This is a genomic window from Streptomyces caniscabiei (assembly GCF_014930365.1).
GTDB classification, from domain to species: Bacteria; Actinomycetota; Actinomycetes; order Streptomycetales; family Streptomycetaceae; genus Streptomyces; species Streptomyces caniscabiei.
The window spans coordinates 178,684-197,338 of the sequence record NZ_JABXWI010000008.1 but is presented as its reverse complement, the minus strand read 5'-3'; the positions used below and the strand labels follow the sequence as shown (position 1 = coordinate 197,338).

The window sequence follows — 18,655 nt, the reverse complement described above, 5'->3', positions numbered from 1 at the left end:
TGGCATGAGCAACCCGTTCGAGGACCCCGAGGGCACCTACCTGGTGCTGGTCAACGACGAGAACCAGTACAGCCTGTGGCCGGACTTCGTGGACGTGCCGGCCGGCTGGCGGGTGGTCCACGGACCCGACTCCAGGCAGGCCTGCCTGGAGCACGTCGAGACCCACTGGACGGACATGCGGCCGCGCAGTCTGGCCGAGTCGATGGACGGCTGACGCGGGAGAGACACGAGAGGGGGCCGGTCGGTGACCGGCCCCCTCGTCGTGCTGGTGAATCGCCCCTGATCGCGTCAGGAGGCGGGCTGCTCCACCTTGGTGTCGCTCTCGCCGTCGACGGCCGCCGCCAGCTGCGGCGCCAGGCGCTCGATCACGTACGGCAGGCTGAGGACGGTGCCCATGGAGAGTGCGTTGCCGTAGTCGCTGGTCTCGTTGACGTAGACCTCACGGCCCTCCTTCACGACCTTCAGGTCCTTGTAGGAGGCGTCCTTGTGCAGCTTGGCGGCGTCCTTCGTGACGTCGCCGACCTGCCAGACGATGACACCCTGGTCGAGCAGGTCCGTGCGCTCCTTGCTGATGTTCGCACCGAACTGATCGCCGATCACCTTGTCGAGGTCCTTGGGCAGGGTGAAGCCCAGGCCGGTCAGCAGGCGCGAGCGCGGGTCCTGGCTGCCGAAGACGAACATGCCCTCGTACGGGGTGGCCATGACGGCCGTGGCGCCCTTGAAGCCGGGGTTGGCGTCGGCTGCGGCCTTGATCTTCGCCTCGGTGTCGGCGACCGCCTTCGCGGCCTCGTCGGACTTGCCGAGCGCCTTGCCGATCGTCTCGGTCTGCTCCTGCCACGGGACGCCGTAGTCGTTGTACGCCTTCGGCTGGGCGACCACGGGCGCGAACTTGGACAGCGACTCGTACTGCTCCTTGGTGAGTCCGCCGTACACCGCGAGGATCAGGTCGGGCTTGAGGGCGGCGATCTTCTCCACCTGCGGGCCGGTGCCGGTGTCCTTGAGGACGGTCGGCGCCTCGGCGGAGCCGAGCTTGTCCGCGGCCCAGGGGCCGATGGCGCCCTTGTAGCCACCGAGCCATTCGGTGGTGCCGACGGGGACCTCGCCGAGGGCGAGGACCGAGTCCTGGTCGGTGAGGCCGACGGTGACGATCCGCTTGGGTTCGGCCTTGATCGTGGTGCTGCCGTACTTGTGGTCGACGGAGACCGGGAAGGCGGAGTCGCCGGAGGTGCTCGCCTCCGCGCCGGCGCCCGACGCGTCGTCGGAGTCGGAGCCCCCACCGCACGCGGTGGCGAGGAGCAGGGTGGCGGAGGCGAGCACGACGGCGAGCCGTGGCGCTCTGCGGGAGCGGAACATCAGCGGTCCTTCGGTTCGGGTTTCTGCGGAGCGGTGCGTGTGGGGGTCTCGGGGGCCGGCCGGGGGCCGGTCTCGCGGGCGTCCGACCACGCCGACCACAGGTCGGCGTAGGGGCCGTGCGCGGCGTGGAGTTCGTCGTGGGTGCCGCTCTCGACCACCCGGCCGGCCTCCATCACGACGACGCGGTCGGCGGTGGCGGCCTGGCTGAGGCGGTGGGCGACGATCAGCGCGGTCCGGCCGTCGACGGCGCGCGCGACCGCCTTCTCGAGGGTGCGGGCGCCGGCGCTGCCCGCCTCGGCGGTGGCCTCGTCGAGGATCACCAGGGGCGGGTCGGCGAGGATCAGCCGGGCCAGTGCGAGGGCCTGGGTGCGCTCACCGCTGAGCCGGTGGCCGCCGTCGCCGACGACCGTGGCGAGCCCGTCGGGCAGGGCCTCGGCCCAGGTGAGGGCGTCGACGCGGTCGAGCGCGGCGCGCAGATCGTCGTCGGTGGCGTCGGGCTTGGCTAGCCGCAGGTCGTCGGCGAGGGGGCCCGCGAAGACATGGGTCTCCTGGGTGATCAGGGCGATCGTGCGGGAGGCGGCGGCGCCGAGTTCGGTGGGCGGGATGCCGCCCACCAGGACGTCGCCGGTGGTGGGCGGCTGGATGCCCGCGACGAGTCGCGCCAGGGTGGTCTTGCCGGCTCCGCTGGCGCCGACGAGGGCCACCCGTTCGCCGTGGCGGATCGTCAGGTCGATGTCGTGCAGGACGGGGTGGCCCGGCCGGTAGGCGTGGCCGAGCCCTCGGACGGTGACGTCGACACCGCCGGCCCCGACCGTGCGCGTCGGCGGCGGGGCCACGGGTTCGTCGGTGACGCCGACCAGCCGGGCGAGGCCCGCCGTGGCGGACTGGGCGTCGTCGAGGAGGGCGAGGGCCGCGTTGACGGGTCCGAACAGGCTGTGGAAGTACAGGGCGGCGGCAGTCGCCGTACCGATGCTGGCGGAGCCGTCGCGGACCAGCCAGTAGCCGGTGACGAGGACGGCGGCGAGCCCGATGTACTCGGCGATGTGCAGCCGGCTGTAGAAGCCGAGGACGAGTCGTACACCCCGCATGGTCAGCGCCACCACGGACCACGACCGCTCGGTGACCCGCTCGGTGTGCTCGCGGCCCAGCCGGAACGCCCGCACGGTGGAGCTGCCGCCGATGGTGTCGAGCATCTGCTGCTGCTGGGCGCCGGCGGCCACCCGCTGCTCGGCGTAGAGCGGGATGGCGCGGGCGACGTACCAGCGGGCGGTGGCCACCTGCACGGGGACCGCGAGCAGCGCGGCCAGCAGGAACCGCCAGTCGAGCAGGGCGAGGGCGCCGAAGGTGAGGACGATGGTGAGCACCGACCGTCCGAGGGCGGGCAGCGCGTTGCGTACGGCGTCGGCGATGAGGGAGACGTCGGCGGTGACCCGGGCCGTCAGGTCGCCGGCGCCGGCCTTCTCCACGCGGTCCAGGGGGAGGGCGAGGGCGCGCTCGACGAAGCGTTCGCGCAGCCGGGCCAGGGTCGTCTCGCCGAGCCGGGCGATCTGCGACAGCCCGAACCCGGCGGTGACGCCCTGGACGACGGCCACGGCCACGAGGAGCACCGCGGTGGCGGTGATGGCGTCGGCGGACCCCCGGTCGGCGGCCAGGTCGACGATCCGCCCCAGCAGCGGCTGCACCAGCAGCCCGACGGCGGTGGACGCGACCATGACGGTGAACGCGGACACGGCCAGCCGCCGCTGCGGCCGCAGGAGTTCGACGACCGCGGCCCGCGTGCGGGCGGCAGTGGCGACGGGCAGCAGTACAGGTTCGGCACGCCCACCGCGCGGGGGCTCGGCCTCGCCGGTTCGGGAGACCACGGAGGCCTCGGCGACCCCGGCCTCAGCCTCAGCCTCAGCCCCGGCCCCGGCCCCGGCCCCGGACTCCGCCTCGGTGGATTTCACCTGATCGGTCATGTGAGGACCGCCGTCCGGTAGTCGGCGCGCTCGTGGACGAGGCGTTCGTGGTCGCCGGTCGCGAGGACGCGGCCTTCGTGGAGGAGGACGACACGGTCGGCGACGGCGAGGAGGGCGGGGCTGTTGGTCACCAGGAGTGTGGTGCGTCCGCCGCGGACGTCCCGGATGCCGGCGGCGATGCGGGACTCGGTGACGGCGTCGACGGCGGTGGCCGGTTCGTGCACGACGAGGACCGGCGCGTCGGCGGCCAGGGCGCGGGCCAGGGCCACGCGCTGGCGTTGGCCGCCGGAGAGGGAACGGCCGCGTGCGGTGACGGCGGTGTGGATGCCGTCGGGCAGGGCGCGGGCGACCTCGTCCGTCCCGGAGGCGACCATCGCGGCGGTGACGCCCGCCGGTACGGCCGCGCTCTCCGACCCCGTGTCGGCGGCGCCCGACGTCGCTCCCGTGGGCGCGGTCGTGACGATCGCCGCCGTGACGTTGTCCAAAACCGTTCCCTCGAACAGGTCGGCGTCGTGCTCGGCGACCAGCATCACCGCGCGGACGTCGTCCGGTCCGAGCGCGGTCAGCGCGGTGCCGTCCAGTTCCACGGTGCCGTCGTCGGGGTCGGTGTGGCGGCCGAGGCAGCGCAGCAGCGCGGTGGCGTCGGCGGGGTCGGTGGTGGCGACGCCGACGGTCTCGCCGGGGGCGATGTCGAGGTCGACCCCGCGCAGGGCGCCGTGGGTCAGGGCGCGCAGCGTCAGCCGGCCCTGGACGTCGGCCGGCGGTACGGCATCGGCGGAACCCTTCGCGGCCACGGCGCCGGGGGCGTCCAGCACCTCGGCGATCCGGGCGGCGGAGGCGCGGCCCTGGGCGAGTTCGGCGTTGATCCAGGCGAACTCGGAGAGCGGGCCGACGATGAACAGGGCGAGGCCGACGGAGGAGACGAGTTCACCGAGGCCGATGTCGCCGCGTGCGGCGAGGTGTCCGCCGACGAGCGCGACCAGGGCGATGAACGCGCCGGTGAGGATGGTGACGACGCCGTTCTGCCAGGCCTCGGCGCGGGCGGCGCGCAGCGTGGCGGCGAGGGAGTCCTGGCTGACGCGCCGGTAGCGGGCGACGGCCGCCTGCTCGGCGCCGATGCCCTTGAGGACGCGCAGCCCGGCCACCAGGTCGGCGGCGACGCCGGAGGCCTGGGCGGCGCGGTCCTGTTCGGTCTCGCTGCGCCGTTCCAGGGGCTTGCTCAGCAGGTGTCCCAGCCACAGCAGCAGAGGGGAGCCCAGGAGCACGAGGAGGCCCAGCACGAGCGAGACGCGCAGCAGGGCGACCGCGCTGACGACGAGCCCGGCGGTGGCCGCTAAGGCGACGATGAGGGCCATGGCGACGGCCCCGACCCGCTTGGCGTCCTCGGTGGCGATGTTCGTCAACTCGCCCGGCAGCCTGCCCTCTTCGGCGCCGCCCTCGGGTGCGAGGACCCGGCCGACGAGGGCGGTCCTGAGGTGGTGCGCGGCGGTGACGGCGGCGCGTTCACCCGCCCGCGCGCTGAACCGGAAGCTGAAGGAGAGCCCGACGTACACGGCGGCCAGGAGGAGCAGCCACAGCAGCAGTCCGGGGATGTCGCCGTCGACGACGCCGCGCTCGATGGCCACTCCGATGAGCACCGGCACCAGGGCCTCACCCGTCTGGTGCCCCATTCCCAGAACCGCGCCGAGCACGACGTCCCGACGCTGTCCGCCGACCGCGCGCCACAGGACGTTCCGTCCCGGTGGGTCCGCTTTTCTCACGCAACACTCCGGACCGGTTTCGCCAACACAGGAAACGTACAAAGAAACTTAGGTAAGGCTAACTACATTTGTCTTCCTGGGCCAGCCCCGAGACGTCTTCGAGACCTGAGCGACCTCCCCGAACGCGGGGGACATTAGCCGAACCGACCGTCAACTGGCGTACGGACCAGGCGACTTCACCTGGACGAGAACGCCCCGGGCCCCCGCCCCCGACCGGAAGGACCTGTCCGTGCTCAGCACCAGGATCACCAACGCCCACATCGTCACCATGGATCCGGACCGCCCGACCGCCCGGGAACTCGGCGTCTGGGGCGGCCGGATCGTCGGCCTGGACGAGGACGTGGCGGGCCTTCCGGCGCGCCGGACCCTGGACCTGGACGGTGCCACCGTGCTCCCCGGCTTCATCGACGCCCATGTGCACCTGGCCTGGGCGGGCCTGAAGGCCAAGGCACCCAGCGTGGCGCCGTGTCGACGCGCCGACGACGTGCTCCGCGTGGTGGCACAAGCGGCGTCAGGGGCACCGGACGGCGGCTGGGTGGACTTCGGCGGCTACGACCAGCGCACCCTCGACCGCCCCCTCACCGCGAGCGACCTCGACACCGTCAGCGCCGGACGCAAGGTGTACCTGGGCCATCTCTCCGGGCACGCCTGCCTCGTCAACTCGGCGGTGCTCGCGGGACTTCCGGCGGACGTGGCCCGGCCGGACGGGTTCCTCGCGGAGGGCGCCATGGGGGCCGCGCTGCAGTCCCGGCCGCCGCACTCGCTCACCGAACTGGCCTCGGCGATCGAGCACGCGGCCCGCGTCTGCCGGTCCGAGGGCATCACCGGGTGCGCCGAAGCGGGCGTCGGGGCCCGGCTGTTCGGGCACAGCCCCGTCGAGGGCGCCGCCTACCAGCTCGCCCACGAGTCGGGCCGGCTGCCCCTGCGGGTACGGCTGATGGTGGCCGCCGACGCGCTGCGCCCGGTGCGCGCCGACGCCGACGACACCACGAGCCGGGCGATCGACCTCGGTCTGCGCACGGGCTTCGGCGAGGGCGCCCTCTCCCTCGGCTCGCTCAAGGTCTTCACCGACGGCGGCATGATGGCCCGTACGGCGGCCCTGACCAGCCCCTATCTGGGCACTGGCGGCTCCGGTCAACTCATGCACGAGCCCGAGGTCCTGGAGAGCACGATCGTCGAGGGGCACCTCGCGGGCTGGCAGCTCGCGGTGCACGCGATCGGCGACCGGGCCCTGGACGTCGCCCTGGACGCGCTGGAGAAGGCCCGGAAGCTGAGCCCTCGCCCGGAGGCACGCCACCGTGTCGAGCACGCGGGCCTGGTCCGCCCCGACCAACTGCCCCGGCTGGCCGCGCTCGGTGTCACCGTCGTCGTCCAGCCGAGCTTCCTGCGCTACTACGGCGACGACTACGCCACGATCATGGGCGAGGAGCGGGCCGGCTGGCTGTACCGGGGCCGGGGCTTCCTCGACCACGGTGTCCGGGTGGCCGGCAGCTCGGACCGCCCGGTCGCGAACGGCGCCCCGCTGCGGGCGATCCAGTTCATGGTGGAGCGGGCCTCGGAGTCCGGCCGCCTCATCGGCCCCGACGAGGCGATCACCGTGGAGGAGGCGCTGCGCGCGTACACCGTCGAGGCCGCCCGCGCCTGCCACTGGGACGGTGACGCCGGCAGCCTCACCCCCGGCAGGCGGGCCGATCTCGTCGTGCTGGGGGACGACCCGCGCCGGGTGGACGTGTCCCGGATCGGGGACATCGAGGTGGTGCGGACCTTCGTCGAGGGCGAGGACGAGTTCTGACGGTCAGACGGGCGGGCGCCGGGCGGGGGCGGTGCGCAGGAAGTCGGCGGAGGGCACGAAGAACATGGTTCCGGTCACGGCCCGGGAGAAGTCCAGGATCGGGTCGTGGCCGTTGGGCGGTTCGCCGAGGAACATCCTCCGCAGCATCGCCTCGGGGACCGAGGGGTCACGGGCGTAGGCGATGAAGTACGTGCCGAACTCGCCCTGTCCGGGCCTGCCGAACGGCATGGCGGCGCGCAGTATGCGCTGTTCCGTGCCGTCCGGGGAGAGGAGGGTGTTGACGTCGACGTGCGAACCCTCCACGTCGAGTTCGAGGTTGGTGAGCTTGGTCCGGCCGATGACCCTCTCCTGGGCCTCGACGGGGAGCTTCTCCCAGGACTCCACATCGTGCAGGTACTTCTGCACGAGCACATAGCTGCCGCCCCGGAAGCCGGGGTCCTCGTCACCGACGAGCACGGCGTCGGCGGCGACGCGCCCGACCGGGTTCTCGGTGCCGTCGACGAAGCCGAGGAGGTTGCGGGAGTCGAGGTACGCGAAGGCCTGGACCTCGTCCTCCAGGGTGACCGCGCCGCGCAGTTGCCGCATGATCTCGGCGGCCAGCGCGAAGCAGAGGTCCACGCGGGTCGCCCGGATGTGGAAGAGCAGGTCGCCCGGCGTGGACACGGCCCGGTGCCGGGGGCCCTCCAGCTGCGGGAACGGGTGCAGGGCGGCGGGGCGGGGCGTGCCGAAGAGGCGGTCCCAGGCGTCGGCGCCGATCCCCGCCACACAGCCGAGCGCGCCGTCGGGGCTGGAGAAGCCCACCGCCCTTTCCAGACCGGCGAGTTGGGCCAGCACCCCGCGGGCCGTCGGCTCACCACCGGGGACGACGCCGACGACCAGGAAGACGGCGGCGGACGTCAGCGGGCTCAGCATCGGCTGCGACGACACGTCCTCCGGCAGGACCGGCGGCACCATGGCTCCCCCTCTTCACGCACCACACGTGCGCACCACGTGTGGACGACATTCGCTCAGGACGGCTCGGGCGGCTCCGTGGGCAGTCGCACGACCCCGTCGTCGCGCGCCGCCTGCCCCGGGCGTGTTCCGCCCTCCTCACCATGCCCGGCCGGACCGAGGACGATGCCCGGCCGTGCCCACTCCCCCGCAAACAATGATGAACGCCACAATCTCCCGTGCCGCGAAGGCGGTTGGCGAAGTGCGGTCCTCGTTGTGTACGCGGAGACCCGGACGCCCAATACTGTGCGCAGACGTCACCAGGGGGGCTCCATGAAGTGGTTCCGACGCGACCGTGCGCGGCGACAGGCCCCTGTGGTGCCGCCCTCCGGGCTCGGCAAGAGCGACGAGCCGCCCCGGCAGGCGCCCCCGCTGCTGACCGCGGGCGGCCCGGCGCTCCAGCGGATCGACGGCGACGGCGACGCGGTCACCCGGCTGACCACCGGGACGGGGCCGGTCATCTTCGACATCACCCACGCGGGGAGCGGTCACTTCGTCGTGGACGCCCTCGACGGGAGGCTGCACTCGCAGAGCCAACTCGTCTACACCGACGGCCCGTTCTCGTGCCGCGCCCTGGTGAACGCCGACGACCGGCCGGTGCGGGCGGTGCGCGTCCAGGCGGACGGGCCGTGGACGGTCGACGTGAGCCCGCTGTCGAGCGCGCTGCCCTGTGCGGGCCACTCGCGGCGTCCCGCCTCGGACGTGCTGCGCCACACCGGCGGGCCCGGGATCGCGACGCTCCGGTACGAGGGCGATCCGCGCTCCGACGACGGCGGGTACTTCCTCGTCGACACCTTCGAACCGGACGGCACCGGCTTCCTCGACGAGCTGGCCAACCACGTGGGCCCCTGGCACGGCGAAGCCCCTCTCTCCGGCCCCTGTCTCCTCTACGCCCGCTCCGACGGACCGTGGTCGATCGTCGTCCGCCTCCTGGACCCGCCCGCCTCGCCCTGACCGCACCACCTGCGCGTCCCGGCCGGTCACCGCCCCTGGTCACACAAGCGGATCACCCTCTCTTGCTTCTGTAGGGTTGCCCCGAGGACGCCCCGGGGCCGGAGTGAGCCAGGGGTCGCCGGACCGTACGCGGAGGGGGAACGGCACGCATGACCGCGGTGCCCGTACCCGAGGCCGGAGGGCTCCCCGTCGCGCGGGAGGCCGAACTCGCGCGGCTCACGCAGGTCCTCGACGCGCTGGGGAACGGCCGGGGGTCGGTGGTGGAGATCACCGGCGAGCCGGGCATCGGCAAGACCCGTCTCGCGACGGCCCTGCTGGACCTGGCGGCCCGCCGGCGTCTCCCGGTCGCCCGGGCCCATGCCGTGCGCGGCGGCGCGGTCCCGCTCCAGGTCTTCCGTGACGCGTTCGAGGCACGGCGGGGTTTCCCCCGGCCGGCGGGCGGGGGCGGACGGGTGTTCGCCGAGTTCCACGACCGGCCCGCCCGCTGGGCCGCCGGTGGTGTCCTGGTCCTGGACGACGTGCACCGGTGCGATCCGGCGTCGACGGCGGCGCTCGTGCGGCTGGTCCGTTCCGTGGTGGCCGGCCCCTTCGTGCTGGCGCTCGCCCACCGGCCCCGGCAGACCCCGCCGGAGCTGCGGGACGCGCTGGAGGACGGGGTCCGGACCGGCACCCTCACGCGGATCGAACCGGGTCCGCTCGACGCGGAGGCGACGGCCGTCCTGCTCGCCGCCCGGCACACGTGCGCGGGCCCCGCGCCGCACGCGCACGAGCGCGCGAACCACCCGCCGTCCTCCCACGAACCCGCCGTGGTACGGGAGTTCGCGAGTCAGGTGTGCGCCGCCGCCGAGGGGAATCCACGGCATCTGCGTCTGCTGCTCGCGGCGCGCTGGCGGCCCGGCCACTGGCCCGACCGCCCGGGGACCGACATCGACGGACTGCTCCACGAGGCGAAGCCGTTGATCGCCGAACTCGACGCTCTGACACCCCCGGCCGCGACGGCGATGGCGGCGGCGGCCGTGCTCGGCACCCCGTTCCGCCCGCAGGACGTGGCCCGGGTCGCCGGGCTGGGCCTGGACCCCACCCTCGACGCGTTCGCCGAACTGGAGCACGCCGACCTGGTCCGGCCGGCCGACTGGAGCGGGGCCCTGCGCTTCCGTCACCCCGTCGTCGGTCACGTCGCGTACGAACGGGCAGGATCCTCGGTCCGGCTGCGCGCCCACCACCGCGCCCTGGACCTGGTCACCGCCCGCGGCGGCCGGGCCGCCGAACGGGCCCGCCACGCCGAGCACCTCCTCGGCACGGAGGGCCTCGACGCCGCCCGCACGCTGGCCGAGGGAGCCGCCGAGATCGCCGCACGGTCGCCGGCGACCGCCGCCCGCTGGTTCCGGCTGGCCCTGGAGACCCTGCCCGACCGCGACGGTGACCGCGCCGCCCGGACCGCTCTCGAACTCGCCTGCTGCCGCGCCCTGATCGCCTCCGGGCAGCCGGCGGAGGCACGCGCCCGCGCCCACGAACTGCTGGGCGCCCCCCGGGCCGAGCTCACCGACAGCCAGACGCTCCAGGCACACACCGTCTGGGCCGACGCCGAGCGACAGCTCGGCCGGTACAAGGAGGCGACGGCCGTCGTGGGGGCCGCGCTCGGCCTGCTGCCCCGGCCGCTGCCCGACCCACTGCCGGCCGAGGCCGTCCGCCTCGCCATCGAGTACGGCCTGATCCATGTCGTCCGCGGCACCCACGAGCAGGCGCGGACGCTGCTCCGGGAGGCCGCGCGGGCGGCGGGCGGAGCGGATCGCACCGTGCTCCGCGTCCTGTCCGCCCTGTGCGCCACCCACGCCGGGGACATCGACGAGGCGGGCCCCGAGGTCACCGACTGCGCGCGGCTGCTGGACGCACTGCCCGACCCGCTCGCCGGACGGACGCCGGAGACCCTCGCCCTGCTCGGCTGCGCCGAGCTCTACCTGGAACGGTTCGCGGACGCGGCACGCCATCTGGCCCGCGGACCGGAGACGGCGGACTCGGACGCGGGCCGGCCCATCCTCATGCACCGGCTGCTGGCCCTCGCCATGGCCGAGCAGTGGACCGGCCGGCTGGACGACTCCGAGCGGCGGGCCCGCCAGGTCGAGACCCTGGCCGGCGCCCTCGGCGCCGAAGGCGCGGTCACCCTGGCGCGGGCGATGCGTACGACGGCGCTCGTCTGGTCCCGGGGCCGGGGCCACGCCGCCGAGGCCGTCGCCCTGGTCGAGGAGGCGACCACGGTCGCCCCGCCCGGCCGGAGCTGGTGGGCCACCTCGGCGACGGGTCTGCTCGCCGAGGCGCGCCTGCTGGCCGGGGACGCCGCCGGGTGCCGTCGGACCCTGCTGGAGGGCGTGGGCGGCGAGCGGCTGCCCCTGGTGCGCCCGTTCTCCCGGCCCTTCCTCCTCGCCCTGCTGGCCACGGCCACGCTGGAGTGCGGGGACCTCGACCGGGCACACCATCTCGTGCGGACCGCCGAGGTGGAGGCCGGCCGGCTCGGCCTGCCGGTGCAGGAGGCGTACGTGCACGAGGCCCGCGCCCGGCTGCACGCCGCCGACGGCGAGCACGACGCGGCGGCCAAGCTCTTCGCCCTGGCCGCAGGGGCGTTCCGCGCCGCCGACATGCCTGTGCGGTACGCCTGGACGCTGGCGACCGGCGCCCCCTCGTGCGCCGAGGCGGAGGGCCCGGCCGAGGCCCTGCGGCAGCTGGACGTCGCCGAGACGGTCGCCCGCTCCTACAGGGCTTCGCTGGTACGGGAGCGGGTGGAGGAGCTGCGTGCCGAACTGTCCGGGAGCGACCCGGCGGCACACGCGCTGGGGCTGCTCAGCGACCGCGAACGCGAGATCGCCGACCTGGCGGCGGAAGGGCTGCGCACCCGCGACATCGCCGAGCGGCTCTTCCTCAGTCCGCGCACGGTGGAGACCCACCTGTTCCGCGTGTACCGCAAACTCGGTGTCTCGTCCCGGCTCACCCTGTCCGCCCTGCTGCGCCGGACGGGCTGACCGCACCGGACAGGCACGCGGCGGCCGACCGCACGGGGGTCCCGCTCAGGAGCAGAGCCGCGGCCGGCGTGCCGTCCCGCCCGCCGCACTCCCCCTCCCCCGTCAGGCGGCGGAGGCCGGCGCCTCGGCCGTGCTCGCCTCCCGCTCGTCCGGCTCCGGGCCGGAGCCGGTGGCGGCCCGTGCGCCGGGGATGAACACGGCGACCGCCGCGGCGACCACCGCGGCACCGCAGCCGATCATCAGACCGGTCCGGAAGCCGGCCTCGGAGGGCAGGCTGAAGCCGCCGAGCGTGGTGGTCATCTGGGCAAGCACCACACCGACCACGGCCGCCGCGGTGGAGGTCCCCAGGGCCCGCATCAGGGTGTTGAAGCTGTTGGCGGAGGCGGTCTCGGACAGCGGCACCGTGCTCATGATCAGCGCGGGCATGGCCCCGTAGGCGAGGCCGACGCCGGAGCTGACGACGAGGGAGACGATCAGCAGACCCCAGGTGGAGCCCATCAGCGCGAGCGAGAGCCCGTAGCCGGCGGCGATCACCAGGGAGCCGGTGACCAGGGTGAACTTGGGGCCGCGGGCGTTGGTGAGCTTTCCGCCGAGCGGGGAGAGCGCCATCATCATCAGCCCGGCCGGGGCCATCCACAGCGCCATCGCCAGCATCGACTGGCCCAGACCGTAGCCGGTGGCCTCAGGCAACCTCAGCAGCTGCGGAGTGATCAGCGACTGGGCGTACATGCCGAAGCCGACGAGGACCGAGGCGACGTTGGTGAGCAGCACGCGCGGGTGCGCGGTGGTGCGCAGGTCCACCAGCGGCTCGCGGGTGCGCAGCTCCCACAGGCCCCAGGACAGCAGCAGCGCGCCGGCGCCGAAGAAGAGGCCCAGCGTGACGGCCGAACCCCAGCCCCAGTCCGCGCCCTTGGAGACGGCGAGCAGCAGACAGACCACACCGCCGCCGAGGCCGAGGGCGCCGACGAAGTCGAAGCGCTGTCCCTTGGCGCCTGCCGGGGTCTCGGGGACGAGGAACCAGACCATGGCGGTGACCGCGACGGCCAGGCCCGCGGCGCCCCAGAACAGCACGCGCCAGCTGGCGTACTGGGCGACGGCGGCGGCGATCGGCAGGCCCAGACCGGCGCCGATGCCCAAGGAGGCGCTGACCAGGGCGATGGAGCCGCTGAGCTTCTCCGGCGCGATGACGTCGCGCAGCAGGCTGATGCCGAGCGGCACCACCCCCATACCGATGCCCTGGAGCCCGCGGCCCACGATCATCGGCACGACGGACGAGGACAGCGCGCAGACCACCGAGCCGATGATCAGCGGGGCGCAGCACACCAGGAGCATGCGGCGCTTGCCGTGCAGATCGCCGAGACGGCCGCCGATCGGGCCGAAGACCGCTCCCGTCAGCAGGGTCGCGGTGATCACCCAGGAGGCGTTGGCGGCGCTGGTGTCGAGGATCGTGGGCAGGTCGGTGAGCAGCGGCGTCACCAGTGTCTGCATGATCGCGGCGACGATGCCGGCGAGCGCCAGCGTCGCGATGACACCGCCCGGGCGGGCGGCGGGCGGGGGGTTGGCCGTCAAGGAGTTCCTCCGTGCGATGGACCGGGATCCGGGCATACGTCATGCACCTGGCGTGCAGCATACCTACCCCATGCATGGCACACGTGAAGTGCATGACACATGAGAAATGCATGACACACACTCCATGCATGATGCACAGGGCTGTCGGCGGTGCGCCCTTCCGCCGGGTCGTACGGGCCCGGCGGGATGGAAAGATCGCCCTGGCCGTGTCCGCAACGAGGAGGTAGGCGACCGTGGAAGATCCGACGCGCCGGGTCGAGTACGAGAACATGCTGCTCGGGCGCTACCAGCATCTGAGCAAGAGCAAGGGGCGCCGCAAGGACTCCACGCTGGAGCGCAGCGCGTACATCGTCCTCAGCCGCATCCGGATCGAGGGGCCGATGTCGATCAGCGAGTTGAGCGACGCCTTCGGCCTCGACGCCTCCACCCTGCGCCGGCAGACCGCCGCCGCGCTGCGGGCGGGACTGGTCGAGCACACCCTCGACCCGGAGGGCGGGGTGGCGCGGAAGTTCCGCATCACCGAGGAGGGCGAGCGCCGGCTGGACGAGGAGCGGGAGGGCAATGTCCGTACGCTCGCCATGGTCCTGGAGGGCTGGTCGGAGGAGGACATCGCCGGGTTCGCCGACTATCTGGAGCGCTTCAACACGAGCATCGAGCGGCTGGCCGGAAAGCCCTGGCCGCGCCCGTAGGGGGCCTCGGGGCCCGGGTAACCTCGGGGGCATGCGGATCTCCGTCTCCTCGGACATGGACGAGCCCGTCGCGCGCCTCCTCCTCGCGGAGCTGCGCGGCCGGGGCCACGACGTCGTGACACACGGCGCGCTGCGCGACGGGGACGACCCCCGGTGGGCCGTCTGTTCGGCGGCGGCGGCGCGCGAGGTCGCCTCCGGCGCGTCCGACCAGGCCGTCGTGTGCTGCTGGACCGGCACGGGCGCGTCGATCGCCGCGAACAAGGTGCCCGGGGTGCGGGCGGCCCTGTGCACGGACGCCTACACGGCCGACGGCGCCCGCCGGTGGAACGACGCCAATGTCCTCGCGATCGGGCTGCGGCTGACCTCCGAGCCGCTGCTCAAGGAGATCCTGGACGCATGGTTCGCCGCCGAGGCCGGCACGGACACCGACGACCGGGAGAACGTGGCCCACGTGGAGCGGCTCGACGTCAGCCGGGGTGACGGCCGGCCCGGATGAACACGGGCGCGGCCCACGGAGGCGGCTCGGGCGGGGCGTCGGGCGGCCCGGACGCGGTCGGCGGGACCGGCCGGGTCGGCGCGTGTCCCGGCGGTGTGAAGCCCCGCGCCGTGCCGGCCGCCCGGAGCGCCGCCACGAAGGAGAGGCAGGAGTCGTACCGGTCGTCCGGGGACTTGGCCAGCGCCGTCGCCATCACCTGGTCCACCGCGGGCGGCAGATCGGGCCGCAGGCCGGTCAGCGGGGGCGGCTGGTCGTACTGGTGGGCCCACAACAGGGCCATGTCGTCGTCCCGTTGGAACGGGGGCCGGCCGGCGAGTGTCTCGTGGACGACACAGGCGAGGCTGTAGACGTCGCAGCGACCGTCGACCGGCTTGCCCGAGATCTGCTCCGGCGCCACGTAGTCGAGCGTCCCGACGAACTGGCCGACGGTGGTGAAGCCCGTCAGCGACAGCGACTTCTTCGTCAGACCGAAGTCGGTGAGGTAGACGTGCTCGGGGTGGTCGCTGTCCGTGCCCTGCGCGACCAGGACGTTGCCGGGCTTCACGTCCCGGTGCACCAGGCCGTGGTCGTGCGCCGCGTCGAGCGCGGAGGCGACCTGGGCGGCGATCCGGGTCGCGGTCGTGACCGGCAGCGGGCCCTCCCGGTCCAGCAGGTGCCGCAGGTCGCTGCCGGCGACGTACCGCATGGCGATGTAGAGGACACCGTCCGTCTCGCCCGCCTCGAAGACCGGCACGATGTGGGGGTGGTCGATCGCGGCGGCCACCCGGGACTCGTGGGTGAAGCGGCGCCGGAAGGTGTCGTTGCGGGCCAGTTCCGGGGCGAGCAGCTTCAGTGCGACCGTCCGCTCCAGCCGCAGGTCCGTCGCCTGGTAGACGACGGCCATACCGCCCCGGCCGATCTCGCGCTCGACGCGGTATCCGGCGATCCGCCGCCCGACCAGCTCGGAGGGGCGCCCCGCGTACGGCTGTGTCTCACTCATCGGGGGTCACCGGCGGGACCAGCCGCGTGGGTTCGCCCTCGCCCGCGACGCGATCGGCCGGATCGCGATCGGTCGGCCTGGTGGTGCCGCCGGGCCGGGAGTCGGTCGGTCGCCGGTCCTCCGGTCGGCGTGCCGGTTCCCCCACGATCCTCGTCGGTTCCCGCGGCGTCGAGGCGGGGGCGGCGGCCGGTGCGGAGCGTGGAGCGACCTGGGCCTCGATCGCGACCGCCGGGGTCTCACGTGCGGCGGCCGGGGTCTCGCGTGGTTCCTCGACCGCGGCGAACGTGCTCAACCGCGCCCCGTCGCAGTACACCCACCGCTCGTGCGCCGCGTCGAACAGCCACAGCGACTCGCCGTCGACGACGACCCCGACCCGCAGCCCCTTCGTACGCTCGTGGAACGCCTCCCCGTCGCGGTGCCCGGCGGCCAGCGCCTCCGCCTCGGTGCGGTAGCGCGTCAGGGCCTCCTCGGCCCGGGCCAGCAGCGGACGCGGGTCGGCCGTACGGGCGGGTGCCGCGCCGGCGGCGGGCGGGTCCTGCGGTACGGCGACGAGGAGGCGGCCGTCGACCCACGCGGACCATCCGTTGGCGCACAGGACATGCCCCCAGTCACCGCGCCGCTCCAGCAGCTGTACCGGCAGCAGCGCGTCGAGGGGGACGGTCGGGCGGTCCGGGTGGGGGCTCTCCCAGGCGGACAGGCCACCCGGCGGGACGACATGGGTGGGCAGGAAGCCGGTGGTCGTCATGGCGGCTACTTCCGCATCACCGCGGGCTCACGGCGGCGCAGCAGCCGGGCGACGGCCCAGCCGCAGAGCAGCGACAGGACGACGAGCATCCCCAGGTCGAGCAGCCACACGCCCGCCGAGTGCGCGAACAGCGGGTCCGAGGTGTCGGGGACGATCCGTTCCAGGTCGATCGTGCCGGCCATCGCGGCGAAGGCCCAGCGCGACGGCACCAGCCAGGCCAGCTGTTCGAGGACGATCGTGCCCCGCACATCCAGCAGGGCGCCGCAGAACACGACCTGGACGATCGCGAGGAGCACCAGCAACGGCATGGTGACCTCCTCCTTGCGGACCAGCGCGGAGACGACCAGGCCCAGCATCATCGCGGTGAAGGCGAGCAGGGCCACGGCGATCGTGATCTCGACCAGCGGCGGCATCAGCACCCCTTCGCCGCCGGGGGCACCGAGGTCGACGCCGAGCAGCGCGACCAGGGTGAGGACGATCGCCTGGAGGACGGTGACCGTGCCGAGGACGACGACCTTGGACATCAGGTACGCGGATCTGGACAGCCCCACGGCCCGTTCGCGCTGGTAGATCACCCGCTCCTTGACCAGTTCGCGCACGGCGTTCGCCGCACCCGTCAGCACGCCGCCCACACACAGGATGAGCAGCGCGTTCATCGCCGTCTCCCGGTCCAGGGTGCCGCCCGCGAGGGCCCTGGCCATCGCGCCCATCACGAACGGCAGCGCGATCATGATGGCGAGGAAGGTGCGGTCGGCGCCGAGCGCGGCCGCGTACCGGCGGACCAGCGTGCCCAGTTGGGCGCCCCAGCTCTGCGGCTTGGGCGGCGGCGCCACGGCGACCGGCTCCGCGTCGGGCTGATACGGCTGCCCCATGGCGACGGTGACGTACTGGCGCCGGAAGGGCGAGTCGCGGTACTCCCCCGCCCAGTCCCGCTCCTGGTCCCGTTCGAAGGCCTCGAACGCCTCCGGCCACTGTTCGAACCCGAAGAAGGCGAGGGTGTCGTCCGGCGGCCCGTAGTAGGCGACCTTGCCGCCGGGCGCGAGGACGAGGAGACGGTCGCAGACGTCGAGGCTGAGGACGCTGTGGGTCACGACGATGACGGTGCGGCCGTCGTCGGCGAGGCCGCGCAGCATGTGCATCACGGAACGGTCCATGCCGGGGTCGAGCCCGGAGGTCGGTTCGTCGAGGAAGAGCAGGGAGGGCTTGGTCAGGAGTTCCAGGGCGACGCTGACGCGTTTGCGCTGGCCGCCGGAGAGGCTGTGGATGGGCTGCCCGGCGCGCTGTTCCAGGCCCAGTTCGCGGATCACCTCGTCGACGCGGGCCTGCCGTTCGGCCATCGCGGTGTCCTGGGGGAAGCGGAGTTCGGCGGCGTAGGACAGGGCTCTGCGCACGGTCAGCTGGGCGTGCAGGATGTCGTCCTGCGGGACCAGGCCGATGCGCTGGCGCAGCTCGGCGTAGTCGCGGTAGAGGTCGCGGCCGTCGTAGAGGACGCTGCCGCTGTCGGCGGGGCGCTGTCCGGTGAGGGCGTTCAGCAGGGTGGACTTGCCGGCGCCGCTCGGGCCGACGACGGCGAGGAGGCATTTCTCGCCGACCGGAAACGACACGCCGTCCAGCAGCGTCTTCCGGCCGCGGTCGACGGCGACCGTGAGTTCCTGGACGTCGAGGGAGACCTCACCGGTGTCGACGTACTCCTGGAGTTCGTCGCCGACCAGGCAGAACGCGGAGTGACCGATGCCGACGATGTCACCGGGAGTGACCGGCGCCCGGTCGACGGGCGTGCCGTTGAGGTAGGTGCCGTTGTGGCTGCCGAGGTCGACGATCTCGTACGTGCCCTCCGGCCGCGCCCGTAGCTCGGCGTGCCGGCGGGAGACGATGAGGTCGTCGATGACCAGGTCGTTGTCGGCGGCGCGGCCGATGTGCACGGTCCGCTCGGGCAGCGGGTGGACGCTGGTGGGCTGCCGGAAGGTGCCGGTGGTGGCGGGGCGGTGGATGCCGGAGGGCCGCTCGGGGGCGAGGCCGGTGAGCACCGCGCGGGGGCCGTCGGGGAGGCTCCCGAAGTGGATGACCGTGCCGGGGCCGACGTCCCACTCGTGGATGCGGTGGCCGTCGGCGTACGTGCCGTTGGTGCTGTGCTCGTCCTCGATGGTCCAGTGGTCGGCCTCGGCCCGGAGCACGGCGTGGTGCCACGAGACCCGGTCGTCGTCGAGGACGACGTCGCTGAGCGGGTCGCGCCCGACGTGGTAGGCGTGGGACGGGGCCAGCACGGTGGAGCCCGACTCGGTCTCCAGCACGAGTGCCGGCGCGGTGGGGGCGATCGACCGCTCTGCCATGCGGAAAATTCTACCGATCGGTCCCG

At 73.8% G+C, this 18,655-nt stretch carries 14 protein-coding genes; 6 read left to right on the top strand and 8 right to left on the bottom strand.

Annotated elements, in window-relative coordinates:
- Positions 1–4 precede the first annotated feature (4 nt).
- Positions 5–214 carry an MbtH family protein gene (locus HW837_RS23130; protein WP_045555612.1) on the top strand — a complete coding sequence of 70 codons (210 nt, stop codon included), beginning with the start codon at positions 5–7 and terminating at the stop codon, positions 212–214.
- A gap of 74 nt (positions 215–288) precedes the next feature.
- Here HW837_RS23130 and HW837_RS23125 read toward each other — a convergent pair whose 3' ends face one another.
- The 3 genes from HW837_RS23125 to HW837_RS23115 are packed head-to-tail and all read right to left on the bottom strand — an operon-like array spanning position 289 to position 5,071.
- Positions 289–1,353 (bottom strand): iron-siderophore ABC transporter substrate-binding protein, encoded by a 1,065-nt coding sequence (locus HW837_RS23125; RefSeq protein ID WP_193380204.1) that lies wholly within the window; start codon positions 1,351–1,353, stop codon positions 289–291.
- Positions 1,353–3,311 carry an ABC transporter ATP-binding protein gene (locus HW837_RS23120; RefSeq protein ID WP_237270306.1) on the bottom strand — a complete coding sequence of 653 codons (1,959 nt, stop codon included), beginning with the start codon at positions 3,309–3,311 and terminating at the stop codon, positions 1,353–1,355. The genes HW837_RS23125 and HW837_RS23120 overlap by 1 nt, the downstream gene beginning before the upstream one ends.
- Entirely contained in the window at positions 3,308–5,071 is a 1,764-nt protein-coding gene (locus tag HW837_RS23115) for an ABC transporter ATP-binding protein (protein ID WP_093789029.1), read from the bottom strand. The genes HW837_RS23120 and HW837_RS23115 overlap by 4 nt, the downstream gene beginning before the upstream one ends.
- Positions 5,072–5,300: 229 nt before the next feature.
- Here HW837_RS23115 and HW837_RS23110 point away from each other — a divergent pair, with 229 nt between their 5' ends.
- Positions 5,301–6,863 (top strand): amidohydrolase, encoded by a 1,563-nt coding sequence (locus tag HW837_RS23110; protein WP_093789028.1) that lies wholly within the window; start codon positions 5,301–5,303, stop codon positions 6,861–6,863.
- Between the two features lie 3 nt (positions 6,864–6,866).
- Here the strand turns inward: HW837_RS23110 and HW837_RS23105 are convergent, their stop codons facing one another.
- A complete protein-coding gene (locus HW837_RS23105) occupies positions 6,867–7,817 on the bottom strand; it encodes a Dyp-type peroxidase (RefSeq protein WP_045555616.1) in 951 nt (316 codons plus the stop codon).
- Positions 7,818–8,126: 309 nt separating this feature from the next.
- On the opposite strand from HW837_RS23105, the gene HW837_RS23100 reads away from it, so the two are divergent.
- The gene (locus HW837_RS23100; RefSeq protein WP_093789027.1) at positions 8,127–8,807 is read left to right on the top strand and encodes a hypothetical protein; all 681 of its coding nucleotides are present in this window, start codon (positions 8,127–8,129) and stop codon (positions 8,805–8,807) included.
- 149 nt (positions 8,808–8,956) lie between these two features.
- Positions 8,957–11,821 (top strand): LuxR C-terminal-related transcriptional regulator, encoded by a 2,865-nt coding sequence (locus HW837_RS23095; protein WP_093789026.1) that lies wholly within the window; start codon positions 8,957–8,959, stop codon positions 11,819–11,821.
- A 102-nt stretch (positions 11,822–11,923) separates the two neighbouring features.
- On the opposite strand, the gene HW837_RS23090 is transcribed toward HW837_RS23095, so the two are convergent.
- Positions 11,924–13,390 (bottom strand): MFS transporter, encoded by a 1,467-nt coding sequence (locus tag HW837_RS23090; protein ID WP_093789025.1) that lies wholly within the window; start codon positions 13,388–13,390, stop codon positions 11,924–11,926.
- 233 nt (positions 13,391–13,623) lie between these two features.
- On the opposite strand from HW837_RS23090, the gene HW837_RS23085 reads away from it, so the two are divergent.
- Both HW837_RS23085 and HW837_RS23080 read left to right on the top strand, forming a co-directional pair.
- Positions 13,624–14,079: a MarR family winged helix-turn-helix transcriptional regulator gene (locus tag HW837_RS23085; RefSeq protein ID WP_045555620.1), complete on the top strand. Its 456-nt coding sequence runs from the start codon at positions 13,624–13,626 to the stop codon at positions 14,077–14,079.
- A 31-nt stretch (positions 14,080–14,110) separates the two neighbouring features.
- Complete coding sequence (locus HW837_RS23080; protein ID WP_045555621.1) at positions 14,111–14,575, top strand: RpiB/LacA/LacB family sugar-phosphate isomerase; 465 nt, start codon at positions 14,111–14,113, stop codon at positions 14,573–14,575.
- On the opposite strand, the gene HW837_RS23075 is transcribed toward HW837_RS23080, so the two are convergent.
- Genes HW837_RS23075 through HW837_RS23065 form a run of 3 tightly spaced genes read right to left on the bottom strand, consistent with a single transcriptional unit; the run spans position 14,547 to position 18,629 of the window.
- Complete coding sequence (locus tag HW837_RS23075) at positions 14,547–15,554, bottom strand: serine/threonine-protein kinase (protein ID WP_045555622.1); 1,008 nt, start codon at positions 15,552–15,554, stop codon at positions 14,547–14,549. The two genes, HW837_RS23080 and HW837_RS23075, sit on opposite strands and share 29 nt — an antisense overlap.
- The gene (locus tag HW837_RS23070) at positions 15,547–16,299 is read right to left on the bottom strand and encodes a hypothetical protein (RefSeq protein ID WP_045555623.1); all 753 of its coding nucleotides are present in this window, start codon (positions 16,297–16,299) and stop codon (positions 15,547–15,549) included. Before HW837_RS23070 ends, HW837_RS23075 begins: the two co-directional genes overlap by 8 nt.
- Before the next feature lie 5 nt (positions 16,300–16,304).
- Positions 16,305–18,629: an FHA domain-containing protein gene (locus HW837_RS23065; protein ID WP_193380203.1), complete on the bottom strand. Its 2,325-nt coding sequence runs from the start codon at positions 18,627–18,629 to the stop codon at positions 16,305–16,307.
- Between the last annotated feature and the right edge of the window lie 26 nt (positions 18,630–18,655).